The 23,377-nt window shown below is 61.7% G+C and carries 21 protein-coding genes; 12 read left to right on the forward strand and 9 right to left on the reverse strand.

The window, feature by feature from the left end; genetic code table 11:
- Window positions 1–16: 16 nt before the first annotated feature.
- The 3 genes from EJP69_RS14485 to EJP69_RS14495 are packed head-to-tail and all read right to left on the reverse strand — an operon-like array spanning window position 17 to window position 3,208.
- The gene (locus EJP69_RS14485) at window positions 17–805 is read right to left on the reverse strand and encodes an SDR family NAD(P)-dependent oxidoreductase (protein ID WP_126470848.1); all 789 of its coding nucleotides are present in this window, start codon (window positions 803–805) and stop codon (window positions 17–19) included.
- A 2-nt stretch (window positions 806–807) separates the two neighbouring features.
- The gene (locus EJP69_RS14490) at window positions 808–2,175 is read right to left on the reverse strand and encodes an aromatic ring-hydroxylating oxygenase subunit alpha (protein ID WP_126470850.1); all 1,368 of its coding nucleotides are present in this window, start codon (window positions 2,173–2,175) and stop codon (window positions 808–810) included.
- A gap of 37 nt (window positions 2,176–2,212) precedes the next feature.
- The gene (locus EJP69_RS14495) at window positions 2,213–3,208 is read right to left on the reverse strand and encodes a 2Fe-2S iron-sulfur cluster binding domain-containing protein (protein WP_126470852.1); all 996 of its coding nucleotides are present in this window, start codon (window positions 3,206–3,208) and stop codon (window positions 2,213–2,215) included.
- Window positions 3,209–3,428: 220 nt separating this feature from the next.
- Between EJP69_RS14495 and EJP69_RS14500 the strand changes: the two genes are divergently transcribed.
- Complete coding sequence (locus EJP69_RS14500) at window positions 3,429–4,322, forward strand: LysR family transcriptional regulator (RefSeq protein WP_240652146.1); 894 nt, start codon at window positions 3,429–3,431, stop codon at window positions 4,320–4,322.
- Between the two features lie 46 nt (window positions 4,323–4,368).
- Here the strand turns inward: EJP69_RS14500 and EJP69_RS14505 are convergent, their stop codons facing one another.
- Complete coding sequence (locus EJP69_RS14505; RefSeq protein WP_126470856.1) at window positions 4,369–6,033, reverse strand: FAD-dependent oxidoreductase; 1,665 nt, start codon at window positions 6,031–6,033, stop codon at window positions 4,369–4,371.
- 226 nt (window positions 6,034–6,259) lie between these two features.
- On the opposite strand from EJP69_RS14505, the gene EJP69_RS14510 reads away from it, so the two are divergent.
- Complete coding sequence (locus EJP69_RS14510) at window positions 6,260–7,033, forward strand: IclR family transcriptional regulator (RefSeq protein WP_405054322.1); 774 nt, start codon at window positions 6,260–6,262, stop codon at window positions 7,031–7,033.
- A 93-nt stretch (window positions 7,034–7,126) separates the two neighbouring features.
- Here the strand turns inward: EJP69_RS14510 and EJP69_RS14515 are convergent, their stop codons facing one another.
- Window positions 7,127–7,501, reverse strand: coding sequence for an FAD-dependent oxidoreductase (locus tag EJP69_RS14515; protein WP_309937592.1), 375 nt, complete (start codon window positions 7,499–7,501; stop codon window positions 7,127–7,129).
- A gap of 504 nt (window positions 7,502–8,005) precedes the next feature.
- On the opposite strand from EJP69_RS14515, the gene EJP69_RS14520 reads away from it, so the two are divergent.
- From EJP69_RS14520 to EJP69_RS14555, 8 genes are all read left to right on the forward strand, one after another.
- Entirely contained in the window at window positions 8,006–9,007 is a 1,002-nt protein-coding gene (locus EJP69_RS14520; protein WP_126470861.1) for a Bug family tripartite tricarboxylate transporter substrate binding protein, read from the forward strand.
- A 19-nt stretch (window positions 9,008–9,026) separates the two neighbouring features.
- Window positions 9,027–10,001, forward strand: coding sequence for a Bug family tripartite tricarboxylate transporter substrate binding protein (locus tag EJP69_RS14525; protein WP_170217111.1), 975 nt, complete (start codon window positions 9,027–9,029; stop codon window positions 9,999–10,001).
- A gap of 10 nt (window positions 10,002–10,011) precedes the next feature.
- Complete coding sequence (locus EJP69_RS14530) at window positions 10,012–10,986, forward strand: Bug family tripartite tricarboxylate transporter substrate binding protein (RefSeq protein ID WP_126470865.1); 975 nt, start codon at window positions 10,012–10,014, stop codon at window positions 10,984–10,986.
- Window positions 10,987–11,102: 116 nt separating this feature from the next.
- A complete protein-coding gene (locus EJP69_RS14535) occupies window positions 11,103–12,794 on the forward strand; it encodes a thiamine pyrophosphate-dependent enzyme (protein ID WP_126470867.1) in 1,692 nt (563 codons plus the stop codon).
- Window positions 12,791–14,209 (forward strand): aldehyde dehydrogenase family protein, encoded by a 1,419-nt coding sequence (locus EJP69_RS14540; RefSeq protein WP_126470869.1) that lies wholly within the window; start codon window positions 12,791–12,793, stop codon window positions 14,207–14,209. Before EJP69_RS14535 ends, EJP69_RS14540 begins: the two co-directional genes overlap by 4 nt.
- Before the next feature lie 33 nt (window positions 14,210–14,242).
- On the forward strand, window positions 14,243–15,208 hold the full coding sequence (locus EJP69_RS14545) for a Bug family tripartite tricarboxylate transporter substrate binding protein (RefSeq protein ID WP_126470871.1): 966 nt from the start codon (window positions 14,243–14,245) through the stop codon (window positions 15,206–15,208).
- A 116-nt stretch (window positions 15,209–15,324) separates the two neighbouring features.
- A complete protein-coding gene (locus EJP69_RS14550; protein WP_126470873.1) occupies window positions 15,325–16,296 on the forward strand; it encodes a Bug family tripartite tricarboxylate transporter substrate binding protein in 972 nt (323 codons plus the stop codon).
- Window positions 16,297–16,430: 134 nt separating this feature from the next.
- Window positions 16,431–17,570, forward strand: a complete 1,140-nt coding sequence (locus tag EJP69_RS14555) for an ABC transporter substrate-binding protein (RefSeq protein ID WP_126470875.1) — start codon at window positions 16,431–16,433, stop codon at window positions 17,568–17,570.
- A gap of 34 nt (window positions 17,571–17,604) precedes the next feature.
- On the opposite strand, the gene EJP69_RS14560 is transcribed toward EJP69_RS14555, so the two are convergent.
- Entirely contained in the window at window positions 17,605–18,543 is a 939-nt protein-coding gene (locus EJP69_RS14560) for a LysR family transcriptional regulator (RefSeq protein WP_126470877.1), read from the reverse strand.
- Window positions 18,544–18,651: 108 nt separating this feature from the next.
- Between EJP69_RS14560 and hisC the strand changes: the two genes are divergently transcribed.
- Together hisC and EJP69_RS14570 are read left to right on the forward strand one after the other, a co-directional pair.
- On the forward strand, window positions 18,652–19,743 hold the full coding sequence (gene hisC, locus EJP69_RS14565; RefSeq protein WP_186475847.1) for a histidinol-phosphate transaminase: 1,092 nt from the start codon (window positions 18,652–18,654) through the stop codon (window positions 19,741–19,743).
- 160 nt (window positions 19,744–19,903) lie between these two features.
- Complete coding sequence (locus tag EJP69_RS14570; protein ID WP_126470881.1) at window positions 19,904–20,224, forward strand: putative quinol monooxygenase; 321 nt, start codon at window positions 19,904–19,906, stop codon at window positions 20,222–20,224.
- An 864-nt stretch (window positions 20,225–21,088) separates the two neighbouring features.
- On the opposite strand, the gene EJP69_RS14575 is transcribed toward EJP69_RS14570, so the two are convergent.
- Genes EJP69_RS14575 through EJP69_RS14585 form a run of 3 tightly spaced genes read right to left on the reverse strand, consistent with a single transcriptional unit; the run spans window position 21,089 to window position 23,356 of the window.
- Window positions 21,089–21,988 (reverse strand): acyl-CoA thioesterase, encoded by a 900-nt coding sequence (locus tag EJP69_RS14575; RefSeq protein WP_240652147.1) that lies wholly within the window; start codon window positions 21,986–21,988, stop codon window positions 21,089–21,091.
- Between the two features lie 56 nt (window positions 21,989–22,044).
- Window positions 22,045–22,518, reverse strand: coding sequence for a tautomerase family protein (locus tag EJP69_RS14580; RefSeq protein WP_126470886.1), 474 nt, complete (start codon window positions 22,516–22,518; stop codon window positions 22,045–22,047).
- 49 nt (window positions 22,519–22,567) lie between these two features.
- The gene (locus EJP69_RS14585; RefSeq protein WP_126470888.1) at window positions 22,568–23,356 is read right to left on the reverse strand and encodes a crotonase/enoyl-CoA hydratase family protein; all 789 of its coding nucleotides are present in this window, start codon (window positions 23,354–23,356) and stop codon (window positions 22,568–22,570) included.
- Window positions 23,357–23,377: the final 21 nt, after the last annotated feature.

Here is a 23,377-nt window from a genome sequence, read left to right on the forward strand (position 1 = left end):
TCTCCTGGTGTTGGGCTCAGTGCATGGAGGGAATGGGCCCGCCCTGGTGGGCGAAGCAGCCGACGTCGATGACGGTCCCCGAGATGGTTGCTGCGTCGTCGGAAAGCAGGAACGCGACTGCATTGGCGAGGTCTCGCCCGTTGGCCGGGCGTCCTGCGACCGTGCCAGGTGCTGGTTTGCTCTTGAAGGCAGAGACGTCGCCGCCCATGCGGCCGACACTCATGCCTGAGACAATCCCGCCTCCGCCCGGAATGGCGACGTTGACGCGCACGCGGTCGTGGAAGTGGTCGTAGGCCATGGCGGTGCTCAAGGCGACGATCGCTCCCTTGCTGGCGCTGTAGATCGCCATGTTCGGTTTGCCCCAGCCTGCGCCGGAACCGATGTTGACGATCGACCCACCCCCTGCGCGAACCATGTGGGGCAGGGCGGCTCGCGACATGAGGTAGGTGCCTTTGAGGTTCACGCCGACGATGCGTTCGAAGGTCGATTCGTCAGTGCTGAGAACCGTTCCCAGCGGACCGATCGCCGCGTTGTTGACCAGTCCGTTGATTGCGCCGTGTCTTTCGATGGTGTGATCGATGACGCGCTGGACGTCTGCTGCATTCGAGACGTCTGCTTCCAGGATATCGGCGGTGCAGCTTGCGCTCTTCAGTTCACCCATGAGGCTGTCGAACCCCTGGGCCGTGCTGGAAACCTGCGGCTGTGCGAGACCAAAGGCCACGACCTTGTTCCCCCGCCGAGCCAGTTCGACCGTGATCGACTGGCCCAGGCCGAAGGTTCCACCTGTGACGATGACGACGCCCATGATCAGGCGGCGAAGCTCGCCGGCTCCTTGTCCTTGCGGCCCAGGAGCGTGTCCCAGTCGGCGCTGTTCATGTAGTCGCGCCAGCGACGGTAGAACTGCCGCGGATTCTCCTCGCTAACCTGCAGGCTGACATTGCCGGCGACGGGTCCACTCGCTTCAACCTTGCCGAGCGATTGTGCGTAGTTGTAGGGGTAGCGCTTGGCAATGACGCCGCGGCTGCCGGCGGTGGCGTAGTTCCAGTTTTCCATGTCGTCCTGCTCGGTCATGCCGGCCGGGCCGGAGTAGCGCATGTAGTAGCTACGCAGGAAGTCCTTGACCTCTTGTGGGGCATCCGCATCGACGAGGAAGAAGCGCCAGGCTTCGGTGGACTCCGGGCCGTGCGGGTGCCACACGCACAGGTTGCGCGGCTGGTTGCCGTGGAAGGACACGTTCGGGTAGATCGTGCCGACGAACGGTACGAGCCGATGCTGCTCGGCGCCGAGCCGCTCCTTGCGTTTGGCGTGGGCTTCACGGAAGTACTCTGCGACGATCGGATCGTTCTGGTAGGTGTCGAGGAACTCCCAGGTTTCCGGCATGATGGCGCTGTGCACGCCGTGGCCAGCGGGAAAGTTCACCCACAGGTGCTTTGCTTTCTCGAGCTCGTTGTCGCGGCGGCCCTTGGCGCCGGCTTCAGCGGAAGGGCCGATGCCGATCAGGTCCACGGAGCGGTGGCTTACGTTGTGATAGGTATCGCCGAGGAAGTTCTCTGCGGCGAATTTCCAGTTGCAGGGGATGATCCACTTGTGCACGCCGAAGAGAACCTCGGAGCCGCCCTCACGACCGTCGCGACAATCCAAAGCCAGATCCAAGTGCATCTTGGCATCGCCCAGATAGGTCATGAGGTCTGGTGCATCCTTGTCCCAGGACGCCCATACCGTGCCCTTGTAGATCTCCATCTTTGGCACCTCGATGAGCGACCATTCCTCCTTATCCAGGCAGCCCTCATAAAGGTTCTTGAATTGCGGCACCCCGAACAGCTTGCCCTCGGTGGTGTAGCTCCAGCTGTGGTAGGGGCAGGTGAAAAGAGTGGTGTTGCCGTGGTCGTACTGGCAAACCTTCATGCCGCGATGGCGGCACGAGTTCAGAAATACATGGACTTTCTTCTTCTTGTCGCGGGCCAGGATCACCGATTCGGCGCCCATGCGCGAGGTAAAGAAGTCACCGGGATTGGGGACCTGGCTTTCGTGGCCGACGAACAGCCATGCGCGGGTAAAGACCTTCTCGAGTTCTTCCTGGAAGATCTCCTTGTCGGAAAAGATCTCGCGGCTGATCTCGCCCTTGCGCAGGTTGATCATCGCGTTGTAACGGGATTCGGTGGTGATCGGGATCATGGGTTATCTCGGTTGAGGGTGAGCGAGAGCGGAGGAATCAGGCAAATCGTTCGCAGAGGACGTCCTGGCGCGGCAGGCCTGCTGCTTCTGCGGCCCTGCGGCCGGCTTCAACCATCGGCGGCGGGCCGCAGAGGTAGACACGTGTGGTGGGGGCCAGGCCAAGAGCGGTGATCAGATCGGTCGCGTAGCCTTGGTGACAGTCGGCGTTCGCGTCTTGCTCGACGGCCAGCCTCACCTGGACATGCGGTAAGGCCAAGCGAAGAGCCTCGAGTTCCTCGAGCGCAAACAGGTGGCCGGGCGTGCGTGCGCCGATAAGCAGCGTGGTGGGCTGCGCCCGGGCCTTGTCACCCATGCTTCGCAGCATCGACAGGAACGGAGCCACGCCAGTGCCACCGGCGACAAAGAGACGAGGGCGATCTTCGTCGCGCAGGAAGAAGGTGCCGTGGGGAACGCTCAGTTCCACTTTGTCGCCTGCCTTGGCACCGGTCAGCCAGTTCGAGAAGGCTCCGTCCGGCACGAGCCGGATGAAGAACTCCAGACGACTGCTCCCTGGCACGTTGGCCATGGAATACGACCGATGAAAGTCCGAGCCTTCGGGATGGATCCGCACGTACTGTCCGGGCTCGAACTGGATCCCATCCGGAATTGAAACCTCAAGCAGCATGGTCTCGCTGGCGACCTGGCGCACCCCAATGACCTCCCCGTCGATTGGCGCGGGTTCCTCTGAGAGAGCTTCGGCCGACTCGTAAGGAAACTCCACCGCACACGCGCTGGTGACGCGGCAGACACAGGGAAGGACCATGCCGGCGTCGCGGTCGTCATCGGGCAGGATGGCCGCGTCATAGTCCTCCATCTCAACCGTGCCTGAAAGCAACTGCGCAGTGCAGGTTCCGCACTGGCCGTTGGAGCAGTCGGTCAGGAGATTCAGTCCAGCTTCGCTGGCAGCTTCCACGATCTTCTTGCCGCACGGCACGTCCAGTCGATGTGCGACGCCGTCGGAAAACAGCAGCGTGACCGGAACGATCGAACTCATAAAACAGTCTCCTTTATGCTTGTCCGTGGGGTGGACATTTCATCCATTGTATGGACTTGTCCGAGTGTGCGTCAAAGTGTCCGTGTGGCGGACAAATGCGAGAAGTACCATCGCCCAGACGAGCTGTTGTGGCTGCGGTGTCTGAAACGTAAGCGAGCAGCAGTGGGGTGCGCACGAGTCCACGTGAGGTTTCAATCGAGAGATGATTCATAGAGAACCCTTGTCGCTGCGCGGATTGCCGTCGGTGCGGCAGTTGCGCGCGTTCGTCGCGGTCTATCAAAGCGGCCATGTATCGGCTGCAGCCCAGATGCTTTCAGTGACGCAGCCGGCCGTCACCGTCCTGCTCCGCGAAATGGAGGAACGTCTTGGCGTGCGTCTTTTCGATCGTTCGACGCGCTCCCTGCGCCGCACGGAGGCGGCGGTGGAGGCTTATGGCTACGCCGTGCGTACGCTGGCGGAACTCGAGTCACTGGGAAGGTCGATGGCCGACTACTCCGGAAGTAGGCGAGGTCGGCTTCGCATTGCCGCGACTTCCACGGTCGCACAGACGCTTCTGCCATCGATACTGCGGGGGTACGCCGCGCTTCATCCGGATGTGCAACTGCTCATCGATGATTGCTCCCCCGGCGAATTCGTCGAGCGAATCGTCAGCGGGCGTGTTGACTGCGGCATCGGAACGCTGGAGGCGGCCGTCCCGAGCCTGGTGGAGCAAGTGTTTCTCCGTGACTCACTTGTGGCGGTGGCAACGCCGAGGTACTTTTCCACAGAGAAGCACCTGACGTGGAAACAACTGAGTGCGTACCCTGTCATCACGGTCAAGCCGGGATACGGTGTGCGCAGGAGAATTGATCGCGCAGCGTTGGACGCGGGCGTCGAGCTTCGGATCGCAAATGAGGTGTCTTTGCTCACGACTGCGATCGCGCTCGCAGCCGGAGGCCTCGGTGTCGCAGTGGTGCCGGGTTCGATCGTGGGGACCTCGCGGAACGACAGCCTGAAAACGCGTCGCATTCTGCGCCCACTGGTGGAGCGGAACACCGCTTTCATCTTCAGGCGAGGCAGCACACTGCCGCCCACCGCCGTGAGCCTGCAGGAGTTCGTCTTTCGGAAGCCATAGCGAACCACGCCCGACTAGGCGGACCGTCATTCGCGCCTGCGCTCCTTCAAAGGACAGCCTTGCCAGAGAGACTGCCGCGCAGTCGATCGACAAGCGCCAGCGGGTCTGCAGGAAGGCAGTCGCCGCGCCAGGCGACGTGCTGATCTGGCCTAGAAAGCACGAGCGCGTTTCGGTATGCGCTCGGCACCTCCTTTGCCTGCACATCCAGAATCGTTAACGGAACGCCCCTGCGTGCTGCAGCGTGTTCCAACGGGCCGATGTCGACTGCCTGATCGAATCGCAGCAGCGTGTACTCGGAGCCCATTGCATCGTAGAGCGAATGGCCATCAGCCAACCAGAAGTGAGGCGTGCGGCAACCAGGGACAGTGGATGGCGTGAACTGGTCCATCGCATAGGCAGGGGCCGCTTCGCCGTCATAGGCGATCAGCGGCGAGGCATCGTAAAAGTAGCCGAAGTTCAGGCCGCCGCAGCAGTACTGCTTGACGTTCAGGTCGTAAAGTACCTGCCCGGCGAGCTTGCGAGCCGCCACGCCGGTTGGGCCTGGCTCCTCGATGCTCGCCGGTACGCCTTCGCGTTCTTTCTGCAGTGCCAATGCGTGGTCCATGGCGAACTTGGAGACCTGCTCGGTGATCGGCTGACGCTCGGCTTCATAGGCGGCCAGTACGTCTTCGCCGCCCCAACCATTCAGGCGCGCGGCCAGTTGCCATGACAGATTCATTGCGTCTGCGATGCCCGCGTTCATGCCATAGCCGGCCATCGGTATCCACAGATGGGATGCATCCCCGCAGATGAAGACCCGTCGATCACGGAACCTGTCGGCCACCAGGCGACGCCCGATCCAATCTTCCCTGGAAAGGATCTCGTACTCGAAATCGTCACTGACGCCCAAGATGGTGCGAATCGCCCAGTCGCGATCGACGGATTCGAAATCCAGTTCGTCCGAGCGTAGATAGTTGTGCAGCAGGAACGTCTCCCGCCCGTCGATGGCGTACACGTTACCGCTGCGGCGAGGATTGAGCGAGAACGTGGCCCATGCCGGAGTGCACTCGGCGCGTGAGAGGAGATCGGGTGCCCGGAAATAGGTGGACTGCACGCGCCCCACGACATCCGTGCCGGAGAGCTTGGCGCCGATGGCCTTACGCACGGCGGAGCGGCTGCCGTCGCAGCCGATCATGTACAGGCTGGAAATCCGAATCTCTTCGCCGGTGTCGATGTCGACACCCAGGGCACTCACGCCGCCGTCGTCTTGGCTGAAACTGTTGATACGCATGCGGTTGAGAATGGTCACGCCTCGGGTCACTTCTGCATGAGCGAAGAGAACAGGCTCGAGATAGATCTGGTTGATTCGGTGCGGTGGCTCCGGGGTGGGCCACCATCCGTCGGGCCCGCTCCTGTCGCTGTACCGGCTTGCCCTGGCTGGGATGTGGATCCGGGACAGCTCCTGGCCTGTGAAGGTGGTGCGGTACGACACGTCGTTCGCATGGTCCGGTGGAAGACCGGCTTCGCGCACCGCCTTCGATATGTTGAGGCGACGGAAGATCTCCATCGTGCGGGCCGACACGTGATTGCACTTGACATTGGGGGGCTCGCCGCGATGCCGTGTTTCCGCAACGAGGACGCAAATACCTCGCTGAGCCAGGTCGATGGCGAGTGTCAGGCCAACTGGCCCCGCTCCGACAATCAGTACTTGCGTCTCGATTTTCTTGGTCATGCGGTGCTCCAGATGGGTATAGAAGAAGTCCCTGATTAGAGGCAGTGCATCGGCAACAGGAAAATGAAACCTCTGCAGCGATTCATAAAAAAGCTTTATCGATGCAGCATCTTCGGCGCCTTGGCGACTGCGGCGCACGCATTGCACAGATTGTCGGCGTGGTCCGCAGGACTGTGTCCGTGTGGCGGACAATAGGCAAGAAATGTCATCATCGAGAGGAGTTGTTGTGGCTACCACAGACAAGAATGAAAACGTGCGCGCCGTCGGGCGTGCGCTGGAAATCCTGTTGGCTTTCACGGCTCAGGATTTCGAGCTTTCCGCATCCGAGTTGCTAAAGCGCGTGGACCTGTCCAGGCCCACGCTCTACCGGCTCCTGTACACGCTGCAGGAGCACGGGTTTCTGATCTCCGTCGGGGAGCCACAGCGATTCCGCTTGGGAGCCTCAGTCGCGCGTCTGGCCCACGTCTGGACGTCCAGTCTCGATTTGGCCGCCGTGGCGGAACCGGTCCTGCGGCGAATCTGGAGAGCAACAGGCGAGACGGTGGCGATGTTTCTGCCCCAGCGCGAGTTGAGGCTCTGTGTCGCGGAGTTGCCGAGCCCCCAACCGCTCAATTTCAAGCGCGGCGTTGGCTACACGGAAAGGATCGTGCGTGGTGCCACGGGCCGGGCGATCTTGGCGTACATGGGGGCCACTGCGGAGGAGATGAGTTCCTATGCGAAGGGGACCGGGATCAATCCCAAGGAGCTCGAAGTGGAACTGGCCCGTACGCGCAAGCGCGGGTGGGCGAGCAGCCACAGCGAACTCATTCCCGGGGCCGTAGCCGTCGCGGTGCCGTTTTTTGACAGAAATGCGGCTGTGGCGGGTTCGATCGGGGTCTTCGGCCCCGAAGTGAGACTAGGGGCGGAGCGCCTCAAACAGATCACAAAGCTCTTGCAGGAGGAGTCAAAGAACCTCTCAGCCATGCTGGGGTATGGGAGCAAGGAAACAAATGCCGCCTGAGTGCTTTGCCGAAGCGAGACTGCCAAGTGCTTTCGGTAGTGCGCCCGGAATGACGCGGCGGTAACGCCGTTCTCATACGCCTTTCTCGAACTTCTATTGAGGATGATCGTCGAGCGATCCTCGCCCGTGGAAGGCGCTCTGGCTCTCGATCGTACGTTGAAGCGTTTTGACGTCGATCTCGTGGACTGAGACCCCGCCTGACACTGCCAGTGCAGCAGCTGCACCGGCAGCCCGGCCCATCACGAAGCAGGCACCTGTCACTCGGGCGGCTGATTGGCCGTTGTGGGTCATGGAGGCACAACGCCCGGCGACGAGAAGATTGTCCACTCCGCCAGTAGTCGAACGACGGGGCAGCATCATGCGAAAGAGGAGTCGGTTGTAGCCACGCGATTCGGGAATCCTCGCAGCACAAAGGCATACGTTGACTCGGTCAACACGTTGATGGGGGCAACGTGCTTTGACCTTCATGCGCACCTACTTCGCTCCTGGTGTGAACCATTGCCGTGGAGGTGCGCGGCGCATAGGGCGCATCAGTAAGGAAGTGAATCGGCCTGAGGTCAGCAACTGGCCTGAATGAGACGCCAATTCGGCTACGCCATCGATGCCCTCAATCGCAAGCAAATTGCAAATTCGTCGCACGCAACTTGACTGCGCGAACGGCGAGGGTGGTCCGCGTCGATGCCGTCTGGCCAGGGATCCTGCGTGGGCTTATTGAGGTGACAGGGGCGTGCCTGGCATCAAGGCCTTCTGACGCGAGCATCCAGGCCACGTAAGCCTGGTCTGCCTGGTCTGGTCACTCGTTCCAGGTCGCCGGATTTGCACCGAACTGTGGCATGTCATTGATTGTCCGTCAGGCGGACTGATTGATCAAAATTTGACGATCTTGGAATTGTGTCCATAAAATGGACTTCCAATCCGGCATGCGGACTGGATTGATAGCGTCGCCCCCGACGACCCAACGGAGACAAGACAATGCACAAGCCATCGGCACGCCCACGCAGGGCAGCCTTGCGCATACTCGGCGCTGCGCTCGCCACGACCTTCATCTCGTTCGCCCCCCAGGTCGCTTCGGCCCAGGCCTATCCGGACAAGCCCGTCAAGATCGTCGTCGGCTTCGCGCCCGGCGGCACCAACGACATCCTCGCCCGCCTGCTTGCAGCCAAGTTGCAGGAAAAGCTGAAGCAGACCTTCATCGTCGAGAACAAGTCCGGCGCGAACTCCGCCATTGGCAACGACTTCGTCGCCAAGGCGCAGCCGGACGGCTACACGCTGCTCGTGTCCTCTAGCGGCGGACTGACGACCAATCCGATCTTGATGAAGAACCTGCCGTACGACCCGCTAAAGGACTTCGAGCCGATCGCGTTGCTCGGAACGTTTCCACTCGTCGTGACCGTGCCGGCTTCCTTGTCCGTGAAGAACTTTGCTGAACTCGTGCAGTTCTCTAAGACCACGAAGGACGGCAAGCTGGACAACGGGACGCCGACGACCTCGTTCGTGCTCGTGGCCGAGACAATTTCGTCCACCGCGGGTGTGAAGTTCAATCACATCCTTTACAAGGGGTCCGGCCTCGTCGTGACGGGCCTGCTTGGTGGCGAGATCCAGTCGGGCGTGCTGGACAGCCCTGCTGTGATCCAGCAGGTCAAGGGCGGCAAGCTCAAGGCCCTCGCAGTCACGACCGCCAAGCGCTCGGCTGCCTTACCGGACGTGCCCACGATTGCTGAACTGGGCTATCCGGGGTACGACGCTCCGATTTGGACGGCCCTGATGGCGCCCAAGGGCACCTCGGCCCAGGTGCTCGCCAAGCTGCGTGCGGCAGCGGGTGAGATCCTCAAGGACAAGGACATGGTCGAGAAGATGCATGCGCTCGGCATGGATCCAGGCGATAGCGACGCCGCGGCCCTGTCCAAGCGCATCGCGAGCGACATCGCCCGTTGGACCAAGGTTGCCAAAGCGGCCAACCTTCAACCTGAATAAAACCCAAAGGAGACAAATCGTGATCGCTTCAATCTGGCGGCTGGCCACCCCCTTCGCGCTTCTTTCGATGATCTGCGGGGCGGCGGGAGCCCAATCCTTCCCGGCCAAGCCCATCACCCTGGTCGTGCCCTTCGCGCCCGGCGCCTCCGCTGACGCCATTGCGCGCATCGTCGGCAAGGAGATGTCGCACCAACTCGGCCAACCGGTCGTCGTGGACAACAAGCCGGGGGCTGGCGGAGCCTTGGGCCTGATGGCGATGGCGCGTGCGCCGGCGGATGGCTACACCATCGGCCTGGGGGCTACGGGCGCGATTGCTGTGAATCCTCATCTGCCCGATGCGCCGCCGCTGAACCCGCAGCGGGATCTGCATCCCCTCGGAAAGGTGGCAGACATTCCGCTGATAGTCGTGGCCTCTGCCTCGGCGAGCTACGGCAACCTGCAAGCCCTTCTGGCCGATGCCAAGGCGAAGCCCGGAAGGATCTCGTATGCGACCCCAGGCCAATACACGTCCCAACATCTGTCGGGAGAACTATTGTCGAAGATGGGGAACGTCTCGCTCTCCGCGGTGCCATATCGTGGGAGCGGTCCGGCCGTGACCGATCTGTTGGGAGGCGTGGTGCCGCTAGCCGTCGTTGACCTCACGTCCGCCTACCCGCACATCAAGGCTGGAAAGCTCGTAGCTCTGGGGGTCACCAGTGCCACGCGCAGCAAGGTTGCGCCAGAGCTTCCCACAATCGCCGAAGGAGGCGTGAAAGGGTACGCGGCACCGGCCTGGATGGGGCTGTTCGTCGGCGCCAAGACGCCTGCCGACGTGCGTGCCAAGCTCTCCGAAGCGCTGCAGAAGACTCTCGCAAACTCGGACGTTCAACAACAGATCACGAACCTGGCTGCGGAGCCGGCCTACATGGACTCGCAGACCTTCAGTCAGTTCATCGCAGGTGAGTCCAAGAAGTGGGCCGACCTGATCTCGCGCATGCCGCCTCCAGCGAAGTAGGTGTGAACTCATGATGCACAGAATGATGGCGGCGGGGCTCGCCGCGACGGGCCTCATGCTGGCCGGAGCACCGACTGTCGCCCAGGAGTGGGCACCCACGAAACCCATCAAGATCGTGGTGCCCATCGTGGGAAGTACCAATGACGCCTTGGCCCGGCTGATCGCGCCAAAACTCCAGGAGGCTCTGGGACAGCCTGTCGTCGTGGAGAACAAGCCGGGAGCGGGCGGCAACATCGGCGCTGACTTCGTGGCCAAGTCGCCTCCCGACGGTCATACCCTACTGGTCGGCTACAACGGCCCGTTGGCGATCAATCCGTCGCTGTTTGCCAAGATGCCTTACGACCCGCAAAAGGATCTGGCGCCCATCACCTTGGCAGTGAAGACTCCGCAGTACTTGGTGGCGGGGCCTGCGGCGGACTTCTCGACCGCCAAGGAATTCATCGCCAAGGCGAAGGCCAGTCCAGGGAAGTATTCCTACGCCTCGGTTGCCATGGGAAGCGCTTCGCACTTGACGATGGAGATGCTTAAGGCCGCCGCTGGCATCAGCGTCACGCATGTTCCCTACAAAGGAGCTACGCCGGCGGTGACGGATCTGCTCGGCGGGAATGTGGAGGTGGCATTCATGGTGCCCGGGAACGTCCAACAGTTCGTGGTTCAGGGGCGACTGAAACTGCTGGCAACGACAGGGGAGAAGCGGTTTCGGAGTTCTCCGAATGTCCCGACACTGATCGAACTCGGGTACAGGGATCTAGAGGCCACCGGCTGGGTCGGCTTGCTTGCTCCGGCTGGAACGCCTAAGCCGATTATCGAACGCTATTACCGTGAGATCGCCAAGATCCTGAACTCACCAGATATGACGGCGCGGCTTCACGACATGGAGTTCGAGGTGATCGCAAGCACGCCGGATCAGTTTGCGACCTGGATCGCGTCCGAATCCCGGAAATGGGGCGCGGTCGTCAAGGCCACCGGAGCCAAGGCCGAGTAGGTCGGCGAGCACGCCCTACAACCAGATATCAACCTCGGTCCTACGCTACGGGCGCCTGACATGTCGCCCCATCCTCGGCGTCAGCACACCCATTTTCCACTTCAAGCGAGCAGCACATGAGCGACACACCGCAATCTACCGGAGGCCAGGCATTGGTCGATGGCCTGATCAAGAACGGCATCAAGGATCTCTTCCTCATCCCGGGCATCCAGCTCGATTGGGCTGTGGACGCTTTGCGGCAGCGAAGTGATGAGGTCCGCTTGTTCATCCCTCGGCACGAGCAGACAACCACCTACATGGCGGACGGCTACTACCGTGCCACTGGCCGTATCGGAGCTGCCATGGTGGTGCCTGGGCCCGGCGCGCTCAACGCGGGCGCCGGCTTGGCGACGGCCTATGCTTCAAATTCCAAGGTTCTGTTCGTGACAGGACAGATCCATTCCAGCGGCATTGGCAAAGGCTGCGGACTGCTGCACGAAATCAAGGATCAGTCGGGCTTCGTCCGGGGACTGACCAAATGGCATCACATGGCTACGTCCCCCTCCGACATCCGTGTCGCTCTGGACAAAGCCTTCCGCGAACTCGAACGAGGCCGGCCGCGTCCGGTCGGCTTGGAGATTCCCCACGACTATCTGAGCGCGTTGACCAACGTCAATTCCAGCGCTCCAGAAGCGGCCCAGCCGCAGACGAATCTGAGCGCGGAAGACCTCGTGCAGGTTCAGAGAGCGGTCGTGCTGCTGGATGCGGCGCGCTTTCCCGTCATCTATGTGGGTGGAGGCATTGTGGCAAGCGATGCGCATGCTGAACTGCAGCGCCTTGCCGAAAAGATCGGCGCGCCCGTTGTCATGAGCGACAACGGTCGAGGAGCGATCAGCGACAACCATCCGCTAGCGATGAATGCCTTGGCGGGCCGCGCAGTCTTCGAGCATGCGGACGTGGTCCTCGTCGCGGGTAGTCGGTTCGCAGATGTGCTGACGCCGACGCCCTCCTGGCCCGCCGGCAAGGTCCGATACATCCACGTCAACATCGACGAAGCGGACCTGGGCCCGCCAAGATCGCCCGAGGTGTCGCTTGTGGCCAATGCCTTGCCAGCGTTGCGCGAACTGGCGGAACGGGTGGAAGTGAATGCCAGGCTGTCCAATGAGCAGGCCGCGTCGGTCAAGCGCTGGGCGCAGGGCCAGATCGATTTGGTGGAACCGCAGGCCTCCTATGTCCGGGCGATCCGCAAGGCGATGCCGGAGGACGGAATCTTTGTCAACGAGTTGACGCAGGTAGGCTACCTGGCACGGATCGCGTTTCCCGTCTACGCGCCGCGAACCTATATCGGGCCGGGATATCAAGGGACACTGGGCTATGGTTTCCCCGTCGCGCTTGGGGCCGCGGTTGGTGCCGCGGGACGGCGTGTTGTTTCGGTGACCGGGGATGGGGGCTTCGGTTGGAATATGCAGGAGCTGGCGACCGCTCAGCGCTACCGGCTTCCGGTGACCCTGATCGTCTTCAATGATGGGCACTACGGCAACGTGCGTGCGATCCAGAAGCGGGAGTTCGGTGCAGAGGTTGGCGTTGATCTTGCCAACCCCGACTTCGAATTGCTGGCGCGCGCCTTCGGTGTCGCCTTCCAAGCGGTGGGATCGCCATCGCAGCTGGAGGCCGCCGTGCGCGAGGCGAACACACATCCTGGGCCAGTGCTGATCGAGGCCAAGGTGGGCGTGATGCCGAGCCCGTGGCATCTGCTTCGGCTTCAGCCCATGAAGGGCATGAGTGGGCCGCAGGCGCCTGCCAATCCGCTCGGCGAGACCTCGCGATGAGGCGCTACGACAGCTTCTATGCCAATGGGGCCTTCGTGCGATCCGAAGGCACTTCCGCCATGCCGGTGGTGGACCCTTCCACGGGGCGAACCATCGGCGAGGTCGTTCCCTGCACGCAGGAGAACGTCGATCAAGCGGTCCGAAGCGCGTGCGCCGGATCGGAGGCGTGGTCACAATCGACACTGGAGGAGCGAAGCGAGGCCCTGACTCGCCTGCACGCGGAACTTCTCAAGCGCACTGACGAGGCGGTTTCGCTTCTGGCCCGCGAGATGGGCTGCCCTGTGTGGCTGGGCCAGCTCATGCAGGTTCCCATGGCCTTGAAGGGCCTGCAGTTCGCGAGGGACGGTATTCCACAGGTCACATGGATCGAGCAGATCGGCAACGGCCGGGTCGAACGAGTGCCGGCGGGGGTCGTTGCCGCAATCACGCCCTGGAATTTCCCTCTGCATCAGATCGTCGCCAAGGTCGCGCCAGCCATCGCTGCAGGGTGCTCCATTGTTCTGAAGCCCAGCGAGGTCTCGCCGGGCGCCGCGCAGGTTTTCATGGAAGCGGTCCAATGCTCAGGCTTGCCACCGGGTGTGGTGAACATGGTTTGGGGCGGGCCCGATGTCGGAGACAGGCTCGTTCGGCATCCCGACGTCCGGCACGTCAGCTTCACAGGATCGACCGCGGTCGGTCGCCAGATCATGGCCGCGGCAGCGGAGGATCTCAAACCGGTCACTCTGGAGTTGGGGGGCAAGTCTGCTGCGGTGCTGCTCGGCGATGCCGACCTGGAGACGGCTCTGACCGCTGTGGTGCGCCTGAGCATGGCCAACTCCGGACAGGCATGTGTCAGCCAATCCCGTCTCATCGCGCCTCGAGGCTTGCTCGAGCAGATCGAAGGCCGGCTCGGCGCCGCATTGGAATCATGGCCGCTAGGCGACCCCTTGGACGCGAGCACTCGCCTGGGACCGGTCGCGAGTCGCAGCCAGCATGAAAGGGTGCTGGCCATGGTCGCACGTGCGCGCGAACAGGGCGCGCGTCTGGTGGCAGAGGCTGGCAAGGTGCCAGAAAAATTCTCGCAGGGGTACTACGTGCCGCCGGTGGTCTTCTCCGGCGTGCGACCGGACATGGAGATCGCACGGGAGGAGGTCTTCGGACCCGTTCTCTCGGTAATGGCCTACGACTCCGAGGATGAAGCCGTTGCCCTGACCAATGCCACGCGCTATGGCCTGTCCGGTGCGGTGTGGTCTGCCGATCCGGCGCGTGCCGCCGCATTCGCGAGGCGCATGAAGACAGGGCAGGTGGTGATCAACGGCGCCGCCCAGAATCTCGCGACACCCTTTGGCGGGTGGGGCTGGTCCGGCTTCGGGCGCGAGAACGGCCGGTTCGGGATCGAGGATCTCCTGCAGTACCGGTCGCTGCACGGTGCCTGACCGCTCTTCGCCAATAGCATGGGCCACTGAAAAATGTTGCGCAGACACATCCTTCTTGCATCCGCCGTTTCACTTTGCTATGGCGTGAAGGCGGAAGAGCCTTTCCCGCAAAGGCCACTCAAGATGGTCGTGCCCTTTGCAGCCGGTGGCGGAACCGACATCGTAGCTCGACTCGTGGCGGTCGAAATGAGCGGCGCACTGGGGCAGCCCGTAGTGGTCGACAACCGGGCGGGCGCTGGTGGGAGCATGGGGGCGGACATCGTGGCGAAATCGCGGGCGGATGGATACACCATGCTGATGGCCACCGTGTCCACCCATGCGATCAACCCCGCGCTGCATGCGAAGCTGCCCTATGACCCGATACACAGCTTTGCACCCGTTTCCCTGATCGCTCGCGTGGGCGGCGTCGTAGTGGTACAGGCGTCCTCGGCTTGGCAATCCTTAGGACAGCTCGCGCAGGCCATGCGCAAAGATCCTGGCAAGCTGACCTTCGGTAGCCAGGGGGTGGGCGGGTTCAGCCATCTGATGGGCGAGATGTTCAATTCGCAGGCAGGAGTGCAGTCGACGCATGTTCCCTACAAGGGCGCGGCGCCTGCCTTGCAGGACCTGCTCTCGGGGAGCATCGACATCGTCTACGACACCGTTCCTGCGCTTTTGCCTCATATCCAATCTGGAAAGCTTCGCGCGCTGGCGGTGACAACGCCGCAGCGACTTTCAAGCCTGCCGACCACGCCGACTTCGGCCGAGGCCGGCTTCCCCGACTTTCTCGCTGAAACCTGGAACGCGCTGCTGGCGCCAGCCAATACACCTTCATCTGTCATCTCGCGACTCAACGACGCAGCGGCGCGAGCAACGCGAACCTCGGTGGTGCGCAAGCGTATGGAGGATCTGAGTGCCGAGCCAGTGGGGTCGAACTCCGCCGAGCTCGGCCAGTTCATGGCCAGCGAAATCAAGCGCTGGACACCAGTTGTGCGTACCTCCGGTGCTCGTGTCGAGTAAGCGGTGAATAAGCGCCTCACCGATTGCTGCACGCAATCGCGATGCGCTAGCAGAGCTTTCAAAGATGACAGAGTAAAGACAGCATCGCGCGTCCTTCACTTAACCAACTCAAGATCATGACCATCGCTCCTCGTCGCTCCATTCTTCTCCTCGGGCTGGCCGTCGCATCGATCGCTCTTTCCGCCCACGCACAGATGCCGCCGCTGGTCAAACTGGTGGTGCCCTATCCACCTGGTGGCAGCGTCGATACGCTGGCTCGGCTCATTCAGCAACCGCTGCAGGATGCCTTGAAGGCCACGGTGGTCGTCGATAACCGGCCGGGTGCCGGGGGACGAATCGCGGCATCGCAGGTCAAGCGCGAGACTGCGAATGGCAGCGTGATCCTGATTGCACCAAACTCGTTGACCACCATCCAGTCGCTGGTCTATGCGGAAAAACTGGATTACAAGATCACGGATGACTTCGTCGCGGTTTCCCGCCTCGCGAGCTACCCCTTCGGCCTTGCCGTTCCTGGCTCGTCCAACACCAAGACCGTGGCAGAACTCATCGCTGCGATGAAGGCGTCGCCTAATCCCAGCTACGGAACTTCAGGTGCTGGAGGCATGGCGCACTTTACCGGCCTTGTGTTCGGGAGAGAGACCGGAGTCAATTGGACCCATGTCGCCTTCAAGGGCGGTGCGCCGTTGGTGTCAGATCTGATCGGCGGTCACCTGCCGGTGGGCATCGACACGCTAATCGATCAGATCGAGCATCAGCGAGCAGGCAAGATCCGCGTGGTCGGCATCTTCAGTGACAAGCGCTATCCACTCGCACCCGAGATTCCCACGCTCGCCGAACAAGGCGTGAAGATGGCCTCGGTGCAAGGCTGGTTCGGAGCCTTCATGCCGGCGAAGACGTCAAAGGACATCGTCAATCGCGTGGATCACGCCTTCGCCCAGGTACTTGCCTCACAGGAATTGAACGCGAGGCTGAACAAGATGGTGATCGAAAGCGCCTACATGCCGTCCGCGGAATTTTCGCGCCTGCAGGTCCAGGAGCTTCAGCAATGGGCTCCGGTGGTACGCGAATCCGGCTTCAAGCCTGAGTAGCAGGAAAAGGCGGGGGAAGCCCTGCTTCATTCCGGCAAAAACGATTCAGACATGGCACATGTCGTTAGTGTGAGTAACTGCGGTTCTTGAAAACGCGTCGGCGGCGACGTGCATCAATCATGAGAGGGTATGAAATGAAATCGTTCCTTTGTTCGAATGCCCGATCATTCATTGCCGTGTCCGCGGTTTGGCTGTCCCTCGGCGCACAGGCCGCAGATGCGGCGCAGATCGTCGTGGGCCAGGTTGCTCCCTTGACGGGACCGGAGGCGCGGCAGGGCCGAGCCTACAGCGCGGGCATGCAGATCTACTTCGAAGCGGTGAACAAGGAGGGCGGCACCAATGGCCATACGTTCACCTTGGTGCGCAAAGACGATCGTGGCCAGCCCAGCGACACGGTGGCGCTCACCCGGCAACTTGTGGCCGAAGCGAAGCCCTTGGTCTTGGCTGGCTACTTCGGCAGCCGAAATATCTCGGATCTGGCAGCTTCAGGGCTGTTGAAAGACGAGCGTCTCGTGCTCGTGGGTTATCGAAGCGCGGAGATGCAGGACGAGACGCCAATGCTTTATAGCGTGCGCGCCAACCTTCGCGACGAACTCGCCCAGATGACTGCGCATCTGGCTACTGTGGGTATCAAGCGCTTGGGCCTGCTCTACGAAAACAGCCTCAATGCGCAGGCGCTGGTGACTGCCGCCGATACCGAGGCGCAAAAGGCGGGCGTTACGATTATCACGCGAGCTTCCTACGCACCTAACACCACCGTGGTGAGCGAGGCGGCGAGCCGGTTCATACAGGCAAAGCCGCAGGCCATCCTCATGGTGACCAGTGGCGCTGCGGCCGCGGCCTTCATCGAGGCTTACCGCAGCCTTGGCGGCACGGCCCAGTTGCTGGGACATTCTGGAACCGAAATCGAGCAGCTGTCGCAACGCCTGAGCGACGAGCAGATGGCGGGGGTGATCATCGCGCAGGTCGCGCCAAGCCCCTATCAGATCAAGGGCCGCCTTACCAAGGAGTTCAGCGACACGGTGAAGGCGCAACAACCCGAAGTGCCGTTGAGTTTTGCGATGATGGAAGGCTATATTGCCGGTCGCGTGATTGTTGAAGCGGTGCGCCGCCAGGGAGCGAAGCCGACGCGTGAAGGCATGGCGAGCGCGCTGCATAGCATGGCGCCCTATGACATGGGCGGTTACAGCGTGACCTTCAGGCCGACGCAGCACACGGGCTCGCGCTATGTCGAACTGTCGATCGTGAGCGGCCTGGGCAAGATCCGCCAATAAGGCAGCGAACCCTTTCTCTCGTAGCTATCAAGCTTCAAGCCTGCGCAGCGGTGGAGCGTTGAAGGGCCTGTGTCATGCGCGAGAACGATTTGAGCATGGATGCAAGTTGCGATGCCGCAGGATTCAAGCGTCTTCCGGCCTTGTAGACGATACCGACCTGGAAGATCAGATCCGCTTGTTCCCGGATAGGGATTTCGATCAGCGTATTGGCCGCGAGCGGGTGTGTGAGCAGCGACGAAGGCAGTCGCGCGACGCAATCGGATTCAAGAAGCATCGAAATAGCTCCAAACAGCGAGTCCGATACACAAGCGAAGCGCGGCCGTCCTAGAAGATGCTGTAGGAACAATTCCTGAATGCTCTCGTCCTGGTGGCCCGGGCGAGATGGATCACCCACCACGATCCATTCCGAGGCAGCTAGATCTGCGATGGATTTCGCGTTGCGCAGCGGATGACCCCGGCGCACGAACAGGGCGGCGGCCGCCGTGTACAACGTCTGAACGCACAAGTCCCCTGTTTCGTCCAACTGGGGCAGCCGCATCACGGCCAGATCCAGCCTGCCGTCGCGAACGGCTGCCAGAAGCTCGCTGGACGAGCGCTGCGCGAGGTGGATGACGGCTTGAGGAAAGGTACGGCGGAAGTCTTTCAATACCGCAGGTACCAAGCGCAAGGAGGGTTCGACAGATACCCCGACCTTGACCTGCACATCGGCTGGCGTCTTGATCGCTTGCAACCAATGCTCGGCACGCTCCGCTTCCAGCAGGACAGCCCGCGCGTGGGCCATGAACTCCTCCCCACGCGCCGTAAGGACAACGCCTTTCGCGGTTCGCTGTAGAAACTCGATGCCGTACTCTTCTTCCAATTTGGCCAAGCTCTTGGTCAGTCCGGCCTGAGAAACACCGAGAACCCGAGAAGCCGCGCGGTATCCACCATGGGCGACGACGGCGACAAGATCTTTCAACTGCTGCAATGTCATGAATGCGATGGCTGCGAGCGGGAAGGGTGATTTCCAAAGGCAATCATGAACGACGCGGCCTGACTGGGCAAGGCTGGGAAACTACGAGAGCATGCGCATATGACTGCAATGCCCATCTACCCCGCTCATATCGAATCCCTCAAACCCTACGTGCCTGGATTGCCAATCTCCGATCTGGCCGCGCGGTTTGGATTCGAGGAGAACGAGATCGTCAAGCTCGCATCGAACGAGAACCCGCTCGGGGCAAGCCCCAAGGCGCTGGCAGCACTGGCCAAGGCGGCGATCGACATCTCAAGGTATCCCGACAGCGACTGTGCCTTTCTGGTGAAGGCTATTGCGCAGTTTCATGACATCTCGCCGGAGTGGGTGGTCGTCGGCGCCGGGTCCGAGAGTGTGCTGGGAAACGTAGCCGCAACGATTCTGGAGGGTGGACGAAAGTCGGCGCATTCGGCGTACTCCTTTCAGGCTTATGTGAATGCGGCGAAACGGCTGGGTGCCGTGCCCATCGTCGTTCCATCACCCGGTCTCAAAGTCGATCTGGACGGATTGGGACGGGCACTCGGCGAAAATCCCTCGCTGGTCTACATCGCCAACCCGGGCAACCCGACGGGGACGGTTGTGGAGCCGGACGAGCTGGTCTCCTTTCTATCGGACGTACCTCCGCACGTGGTGGTCATTCTCGACGAGGCTTACTTCGAGTTCATGAGCCCGCAACTTCGGGGAGATTCAATCCACTGGGCGAAGCGTTTTCCAAATCTCGTCGTACTGCGCACCTTCTCGAAAGCCTATGGTCTGGCGGGACTCCGTGTGGGATACGGCATCGCCCAGCCCGCACTCGCGGGCATGCTTCGCAGGGTTCGCTCCCCATTCACCGTAACGCACACGGCTCAGGTGGCTGCGATCGCGGCGTTGGGTGACCAGGAGTTCCTGTCTCGCACCATCGAGATGAACAATCGCGTGCGCCGAGTGTTGGTGAAGGGTTTGACGGACCTTGGGGTTCAGATCCTCGATTCAAATACCAATTTCGTTCTCGCTAGGGTGGGGCAGGGTGCGGCACTATCGCGCGAGCTGGAAAAGCACGGCCTCATCGTCCGGCCTGTTGATTCGTATGGTCTGCCCGAGTGGGTGCGAATCAGCGTGGGCACGCAACGCGAAGTCGAGCGACTGCTTCAGGCGATGCATGTTGAGCTTGCGACTTAATGCTCGATCGGCGAAGTCACTTGTCAAGCTGCGCGCTGAGTTGCAAGCGACGAGGGCCGTTCAGTCCGACCAATGAAGTTCGTAGGGTCGCAAAGGGCATTCCGTTCATTGAGTGGCGTAAAGCCGCTTCCACAGGCGTTGGCAAAAGGAGAAATGCAGCATGGCGGTCGTCGTCGCAGTCAAGTACAGGCTCAAGCCGGGCAAGAGAGACGAGTTGTTGTCGTTCGTGATGGACAACGTGGTTAACACCCGAAATGAGCCGGGAAATCTGGCCTACTCTCATTACCCCTCCATCGAGGACGAGCAGGAAATGTTCGTGTACGAGCTATGGGAGGAGCAGAAGAACCTGGATGACCACATCCGCATGCCCCACTACGTGGAGTTCGCGCACAAGCGCAAGCCACTGCTGGAATGGTGGGAGGCGCAGATCTACGAAGCCCGATTCATCCAGGAGGTGAAGAAGGCTCCCGTGGTGGGGTGAAAACTGGAGAAGGCAGGAACGCAGGTCTACGGCGCGAACATGTCAGTGCTGTAGACACGAGATGCCGAACGAGCGAGCTACGGCGGCTGACTTCGAGGCTACAACGCGCTCGCATCTCGGCCGCTCAAGGTATGCCCCGTCAGCAGTGGGACCAAGCGATCCGTCACTGATTGCCGTGTCCGCAAGGAAGCCAGGCAGTACGCCAAAGCCAAAGCCTTGGCAGCAGGGCGTCGCGCGCCACCAGCATACTGCCGGTGCTCGTGTTCCTGCATGGCGGAACCGTCTTCTCGCCGGTCCGCCACTGGTCGAGGTCGATGCGAGTGAGGATGGCCCGATGGTCGATAAGGTCGGCTGGCGGCCGTGGATCCCTCTGTGCAGCGACGTAGCCGGGAAACGCCTTTAGCCTTTTGCGGGATGGCGGTGATGCGACGCTTGACAAGCACGCTATCGTCCAGCTGTAACCTGTGGTTTGGGAGGCCGATATTCCCCGAGATTGGGGGCGCTCGTCGTTGAGTCGCGAATCGAGGCGTACGGCCCGATGCTCAGTAAGGAATGAAAACAGCACGGAGCTAGAACGATCGGGCGGAATGAATTGGGGCTGCCAGATGGATGAACACAGAGGGGGCGACGTGCTCGGATTCTGTTTCCGTTTGGGCAAGCATCGCCTCCCTCAGGATCGGTTGCGCGCGCTGAAAGTGCCGCAGAACAAAGTCCGTGGGTGTCGAGGCGCGGGATGAGCTCTCAATCATCTCGTTGGCGGCATGGTTCTGCTCGTGGCCTCACGTTCCAGCGCTTCAGCGGAGGGGATGTTCGCTGGCAACTTGCGCGCCGCCGAGGCCTTCAGCGCAAACGTCGCAGCGGTGGTCAAGAGTGTGTGAGGATAAACGGCGCGCGGGCCAGGCTGGGTGAGGCCGTTCGGGTTTGAATGCGGCGTTGATCTCGGACCACTCCTTCCTGGATGGTGGAAGCAACCAGTCGCCCACTGCGATCGAAGAACTGACCGCGGCATAGGCCTCGCGCGCCGCTAGTACAAGGGGATTCGATCTGATAAAGCAGCCACTCGTCCATCCTGAAGTCGCGATGAAACCACATCGCATGATCCAGGCTGGTCAGTCGCACATCGCCACGTAGAAGACTCAAGCCGTGGGGCATTGTCGCGGCGAGCAGCAGAGTGTGATCCGAGGCATACGCCAGCAGTGCGCGATGCAGGAGCGGATCATTCGCCAAGGGAGCCGAGGCCCGGACCCAACTGGCCATCGTCGCTGGCCGTGGCCGGGCGTTCAGTAAGTCGATGGGGTTGACGTGCCGGAACTCGATGCCGGGCGGCTGCAGAGCCTTTTCTCGGATGTGTGCGGGAATTCGATCGGCAATTGACAGGCGGTATTCGCGTTCGCTGCGAAGCGTTTCGGGCTCGGGCACATCCGGCATTAACGGCTGGTGTTCCACGCCGGATTCTGGCGACTGAAAGGACGCGAGCAACTCAAAAATCGTCTCGCCGTCCTGACTGGCATCCACGCGCCGCGTGGTGAAGCTGCGACCGTCGCGCACTCTGTCTACCGAATAATTGATCGGTGCATGAACTCCTGGCAGCAAGAAGTAAGCGTGGATCGAATGGATCGATCGTTCGGCAGGGACCGTGCGCCCGGCAGCAAGGAGGGCTTGGGCTAACACCTGGCCGCCGAACACAGATGGAGTGCCGATGTCTTCGCTTTGTCCGGTGAAGCAATCAGGTGCAGTAGATTGCAGGGAGATCAGTTCAACCAATCGGTCGATGGGAGATTGAAGAGGTAAGGATTCAGACATTCGTGCCGCGCCCGTGCTCAGCTCAGGGCCTTGCGGATCTCGGCTACACGCTCAGGCGTGAAAACGCCGCTGCCCAGCAGGTCCAGGATCGACAGCACGCTGCCGCGCGAGCCCCAACTGCCTTCGTCAATGGTGCGGAACGTGGTCCACCACGCGGGCGAGGGCTGGTCCATTGCGCACGCCCTTGCCATCGCTGCCAGAACATTCTCGGTCACCTGCTTGCGCATCGACAGTGGCCACGACGCATCCATCACGCAGATGTCGAAGGTGGCGACATCGGGTGCGGTCGACCGGTCGCACAGAAGCCGGCCGCCGATTGCCATACGGTCGGGCGTGCGCTCGACGAAGTGCACCTGGAAGCCGATGCGAGCCGGTGGCGCGAGCTGGCCAACTTCGGGGACGAGCACTGCATCAGTCAGCGAAAGGGCGAGTTCGCGCCGCTGCTCGAGCGACAGACGACCTTCGGGGGTGGTCACGGTGACGATGGTCATGATGGGATCGGTAGTTCGTGGTCGGATGGACGAAAGTGATGACCGAAACTTAACGGCCTTGGAAGCGGGCCTCGCGCCGTTCCATGAACGACTGCAGGCCTTCTTTGAAGTCAGCGCTGGCGAAGACCTGCTTGCGGATTTCGGGAATGGCGGCGATCGCTGCAGCTTCGCCCTGCTGCACATAAGTCAGCGCCGCCGCTTTAGTGGCACGCAGCCCGAGTGGCGCACAGGTGCAGATACGGCGAGCAATGTCGAGCGCGCGTTCGCGGTGGGCACCGTAGGGGTGGACCTCCTGCACCAGACCGACCTCTAGCGCGCGCTGAGCCGAAAACTCTTCGCTCAAGAAAAGCAGATGCATAGCGTTGCCCCAGCCCATGCGCTGCAGATAGCGGAAATGCGCCCCCCCTAGAGGGGCGATACCTCGTTTTGCCTCCAACTGGTGGAAGCGCGCCGTGTCGGCCGCAATGACTATGTCGGCCGCGAGCATCATCTCGATGCCCACCGTGTAGGTGACGCCATGAACGACCGAGATCACTGGCTTACGGCAGCGTCGGGCCAGTCCAAGCGGATCCACCTGCTGCGCAGGGATCGGCTTCGCGATAGCAGTGGGGCCGAAGAACTTCGGCATGTCCAATCCCGCGGTGGTGTGTTCACCCGCTGGATCCAGCACGGCCACCCACAGCTCCTCGTCGTCGTCGAAAGCCGTGAGGTGTTGCGACAGTTGCTGCATCATTTCCGGCGTGATCGCGTTCTTCTTCGCCGCGTTGTTCAGCGAGATCACGCATACGTGGTCTTGGACCGACATACGCACCTGGGCCGCAGCGGTTTCATCTGTCATGGCGATTTCTCCTTGGGATGG

It is taken from the genome of Variovorax gossypii (assembly GCF_003965815.1).
In the GTDB taxonomy this organism is placed as follows: Bacteria; Pseudomonadota; Gammaproteobacteria; order Burkholderiales; family Burkholderiaceae_C; genus Variovorax; species Variovorax gossypii.